Annotated in this window: 5 protein-coding genes; 2 read left to right on the forward strand and 3 right to left on the reverse strand. The window is 74.3% G+C overall.

Annotated elements, in window-relative coordinates:
- Window positions 1-1,258, reverse strand: a 1,258-nt coding sequence (locus tag DKL51_RS00280) for a Bcr/CflA family multidrug efflux MFS transporter (RefSeq protein ID WP_438819644.1), incomplete at its 3' end; no start/stop codon positions are given.
- A gap of 84 nt (window positions 1,259-1,342) precedes the next feature.
- Between DKL51_RS00280 and DKL51_RS00285 the strand changes: the two genes are divergently transcribed.
- Window positions 1,343-1,783 (forward strand): MarR family winged helix-turn-helix transcriptional regulator, encoded by a 441-nt coding sequence (locus DKL51_RS00285; protein WP_109966339.1) that lies wholly within the window; start codon window positions 1,343-1,345, stop codon window positions 1,781-1,783.
- 110 nt (window positions 1,784-1,893) lie between these two features.
- On the opposite strand, the gene DKL51_RS00290 is transcribed toward DKL51_RS00285, so the two are convergent.
- Complete coding sequence (locus DKL51_RS00290; protein WP_109966338.1) at window positions 1,894-2,724, reverse strand: MBL fold metallo-hydrolase; 831 nt, start codon at window positions 2,722-2,724, stop codon at window positions 1,894-1,896.
- Window positions 2,721-3,125: a thioesterase family protein gene (locus DKL51_RS00295; RefSeq protein ID WP_124811602.1), complete on the reverse strand. Its 405-nt coding sequence runs from the start codon at window positions 3,123-3,125 to the stop codon at window positions 2,721-2,723. The genes DKL51_RS00290 and DKL51_RS00295 overlap by 4 nt, the downstream gene beginning before the upstream one ends.
- A 101-nt stretch (window positions 3,126-3,226) precedes the next feature.
- Here DKL51_RS00295 and DKL51_RS00300 point away from each other — a divergent pair.
- A partial coding sequence (locus tag DKL51_RS00300) for a phosphatase PAP2 family protein (protein WP_148097687.1) occupies window positions 3,227-4,257 on the forward strand: 1,031 nt, incomplete at its 3' end.

Raw genomic sequence — 4,257 nt, forward strand, 5'->3', positions numbered from 1 at the left:
GCGTTAGCGGGGGGTGGGTGAGGGTGTGGACGGCGGTTAGGGAGAGGGCTGCGGCGGCGGCCAGGACGGCGGCCATCGGGATGGCGCTGCCCTCGCCGCCCAGCCCGACCAGAGGTGCGGCGAGCGCGCCGATGACCGACTGGATCCCGCCCATCAGGGCGGCCGCCGTGCCGGCGTGGCGGGGGTGCGAGTCCAGGGCGAGCGCGGTGCTGTTCGGGGTCACCATGCCGAGCGAGCCGACGAAGGCGAAGAGGGTCACCGCCACCAGGGCGAGGCTGGCGGCGAGTGCGCCGGTCAGCACGCCCACCGCGGCCACCGCGTTGACCAGCAGGGTGGCGACCAGCAGCCGGCGCGGGTCGAATCGGTCCAGCAGTCGGGCGTTGACCTGCCCCATCGCCACCAGGCACAGCGCGTTCAGGCCGAAGAGCAGGCTGAATGTCGTCCCCGAGACGCCGAAGACCTCCTGGAAGACGAAGGACGACCCGGAGATGTACGCGAACAGCCCGGCGAAGGCGAAGGCCTGGGTCAGCGCGTACCCGAGGTAGACCCGGTCGGCGAAGAGCGAGCGCATGGTCCGGGCCGTGCTCGCCAGGCCGCCGGTGCTGCGCCGCTCGGCGGGCAGCGTCTCCGGCAGCCGCCAGGCCACCGCGGCGGCCAGCAGCAGCCCGATCACAGCCAGGGTGACGAACACGGCCCGCCACGAGCCGAACCGCAGCACCAGGCTCCCGACGCTCGGTGCGGCGACCGGCGCCACCCCGAAGACCAGGGTGAGCCGGGAGAAGTACTTCGCGGCGGCCCGGCCGGCGTACAGGTCGCGGACCACCGCTCGGGCGACCACCACGCCCATCCCACCGGCGAGGCCCTGCGCGAAGCGGGCCGCGGCCAGCGCCGGGGCGGTGGGCGCAACGGCGCAGGCCAGCCCCAGCAACGCGTACCCGATGACGCCGACCAGGACCGGGCGGCGCCGCCCCCAGCGGTCGCTGAGCGGACCGGTGACCAGTTGGCCGAGGGCGAGACCGACGAGGCAGGTGGTCAGGGAGAGCTCGATCTGGGCCTGGTCGGCGCCGAGGTCCCGGGTCATCGCCGGGAACGCCGGCAGGTACATGTCCAGCGAGAGCGGGCCGATCGCGGTGAGCGTGCCGAGCAGCACGAGCAGCATCAGGCCGTCCCGTCCGGCCGGCGTGCCGGCGGTCGGTGTCCCGGCCCGGGTGTCGGCGGTTCCCGCCGGGCGCATGGTCGACTGCACGGTGTGCGTCAAGACTGGATTCCCCCCACGATCGATGATCCCCGCTAACTTTAGCTCTGTACTCAGAACTATTGCCCTGTGAAGTAGGTGACCCGGGTGTCAGGTGAGGAGCAGGTGGCGCGCCTCGGCGCGCTGGTGGGAGAGCTGCACCGGCTGCTGCGCCGTTCCGCCGCCGGCCGCGCCCACCGGGTCGTCCTGCCGGAGGCCCAGGTGGAGCTGCTGCTACTGGTTCGCGCCGAACCGGGGATCAGCGGCAAGGAGGCGGCCCGCCGGCTCGGTACCGCGCCGAACACGATCAGCACCCTGGTTGGCGACCTGGTCGACGCCGGCCTGCTCGACCGGGAACGCGACCCGGCGGACCGCCGGGTGATCCGTCTTCGCCTCACCGAGGCGGCGCATGCCCGGATGGCGGACCACGCGCGCCACCGCACCGCGTTGCTCACCGATGCCCTGGCCACCCTGGACCCGGCCGCCCGCGACGCGGTCCTCGCCGCCGTCCCCCACCTCGACGCCCTGCTCACCGCCCTCCGCCGCTGAGCGCCCCACCCTTCCCGCGATCTTGCACTTGTTGCCCGCGCGAAAGCCGCGAAATGGGGCGAGCCCGCGGCCGAAAGTGCAAGATCGCGGGCGGAGTATGGGGGCGGGGGTCAGGCGGTGCCGTCGAGTTCGGCGTAGCCGCGGCGGGCGGCGATCAGGCCCGGACGGGCGCCGAACGGGGACTCCGCGGCCACCCGCTCGGGCGGGGCGTTGCCGGTATGCCCGGCCCGGATCAGCCACGCCTGGTCGACGAGCCGGGTGTGCTGGGCGCGGACGAACTCGACGTCGACGGGCTCCCCGTGCCCGGGCACCACCACCGTCGACGGCGTCGTCAGCCGGAGCAGCTCGGCCACGGCGTCCGGCCACTGCAACGGGTACGACTCCTCGAACGCCGGCGGCCCGCTCTGCTCCACCAGGTCGCCGGCCACCAGGACGTCCGCGTCCGGCACGTGCACCACCAGATCGGCGTCGGTGTGCCCGCGCCCCGGGTGGCGCAGCACGACCCGGCGGCCACCGACGTCCAGCACCGTCTCGCTGTGCACCGGATGCGTCGGGGTCAGCAGCTCGGTGTCGCCGAGCTGGGCGGCGAGCGCCGGCTGCTCGTCGCGGATCTCCTCGTACGCGGCCCGGCGCAGCTCGTCCGGGCGGTCCCGCAGCGCCGCGATGGCCAGCTCGTGCGCGTACACCGGGCGGGGTGGGTCGGCGGCCAGGGTCGCGTTGCCGAAGCAGTGGTCGAAGTGGTGGTGGGTGTTCACCAGGGTCCACGGGTGGGGGGTGACCGCCCGGGCCGCGTCGGCCAGCTCGCGGGCCTGGGCCGCGGTGGAGAGGGTGTCCACCAGCAGCGCCGCGCCGTCGCCGACCACCAGCGTCACGTTGACGTGCAGCAGCGGCTCGCGCAGCACGTGGACGCGGTCGGCGACCTCGACGAACCGGACGCTCATGACGCCTGCGACGAGCGCTCGACGAAGCGCTGCCGGTCGACCAGCACCCGCTCGATCCGCGCCTCGGCCACGGTCTGCCCGCCGTCGGTGACGGTCACCTCGAACAGCAGCCGTCGCCCGTCGACCTTGGCGAGCCGGGCCTGCGCCACTACCGTCCGGCCGACCGGGGTGGGGGCCCGGTGGTCCAGCTCGACGCGGAGCCCGACGGTGGTCTGCCCGGGTGGCATCCGGACCGCGGTGGCGGCCACGGTCGCCGCCTCGGCCAGGGCGAGCACCCGGGGGGTGCCGAGCACCGGCACGTCACCGGAGCCCACCGCCTGGGCGGTGTCGGCGTCGGTGACGGTCAGCTCGACCCGGGCGGTCAGGCCCGGCGCGAAGGGCGGCTCCGGCTGCTCCTGCATGGCTAGAGCCTAATCGAGCCGGGCCGGGGCCGGGTGGCGTCCGACGGCCGGCAGGTGGTCGGCGTCGGTCGATGCGTTGCCCGCCGTTAACCTTGACCGCGATGGCCGTCGTGACAGATCCCCAGCCCCCCGCCCGGACCGGCGCCGCCGAGTCGACCGACGGCGGTCGTCGCCGCGCCGTCGCGATGGCGATCTGGGGGGTCGCCTTCGTGGTCGGATGGCTCGCCATCGGCCTGCCCACCGACCCGGCGTACGCCTTCGTCTGGATCTGGGCGGCCACCATCGCCTGGAACTCGTCCCGGCCCTGGCGCAGCCACCTGCGCTTCGCCCGGGACTGGATCCCGGTGGTGCTGCTGCTCGCCGCGTACAACCTCTCCCGGGGCTTCGCCGACAACGGCGCGACGCCGCACGCCATGGAGCTGATCGTCGCCGACCGGTTCCTGGTCGGCTGGGCCACCGGCGGCGAGGTGCCGACGGTCTGGTTGCAGCAGCACCTGTACCGGCCCGAGGTCCGCTGGTGGGACGTGCTGGCCAGCTGGATCTACTTCTCGCACTTCGTGGTGACGCTGGCCGCGGCCGCGGTGCTCTGGCTGCGCAACCGGGACTGGTGGGCGGCGTACATGCGGCGCTGGGGTTTCCTCTGCGCCGCCGGGCTGGTCACCTACTTCCTCTACCCGGCCGCGCCGCCCTGGTGGGCCGCGCAGAACGGCCTGCTCACCGAGGTCGCCCGGATCTCCACCCGGGGCTGGAAGGCGTTCGGCATGCACGGCGCGGGCAACCTGCTCAACGCCGGGCAGATCGCCTCCAACCCGGTGGCCGCGATGCCCTCGCTGCACACCGCGTTCGCCCTCTTCGTGGTGCTGTTCTTCCTCAGCTCGACCCGGCGGCGCTGGTGGCCGCTGCTGCTGGCGTACCCGCTGGCGATGACCTTCACCCTGGTCTACTGCGGCGAGCACTACGTGATCGACGTGCTGGTCGGCTGGGCGTACGTGGGGATCACCTTCCTGGTCGTCGGCCTGGCCGAGCGCGGGTGGGCGGCCTACCGGGCCCGCCACCCGAAGGCCGCGGCGGTGCCGGCCGAGCCCGTGGCCGCCGACCCGTCCGGGGAGCCGGAGCCGCCGGCCATCACGAC

It is taken from the genome of Micromonospora globispora (genome assembly GCF_003857015.1).
GTDB lineage: Bacteria > Actinomycetota > Actinomycetes > Mycobacteriales > Micromonosporaceae > Micromonospora > Micromonospora globispora.

Excerpts from the sequence above, each read along its gene's own strand:
- DKL51_RS00290 (WP_109966338.1), bottom strand. The coding sequence starts at position 2,724 with ATGAGCGTCCGGTTCGTCGAGGTCGCCGACCGCGTCCACGTGCTGCGC.
- DKL51_RS00295 (WP_124811602.1), bottom strand. The coding sequence starts at position 3,125 with ATGCAGGAGCAGCCGGAGCCGCCCTTCGCGCCGGGCCTGACCGCCCGG.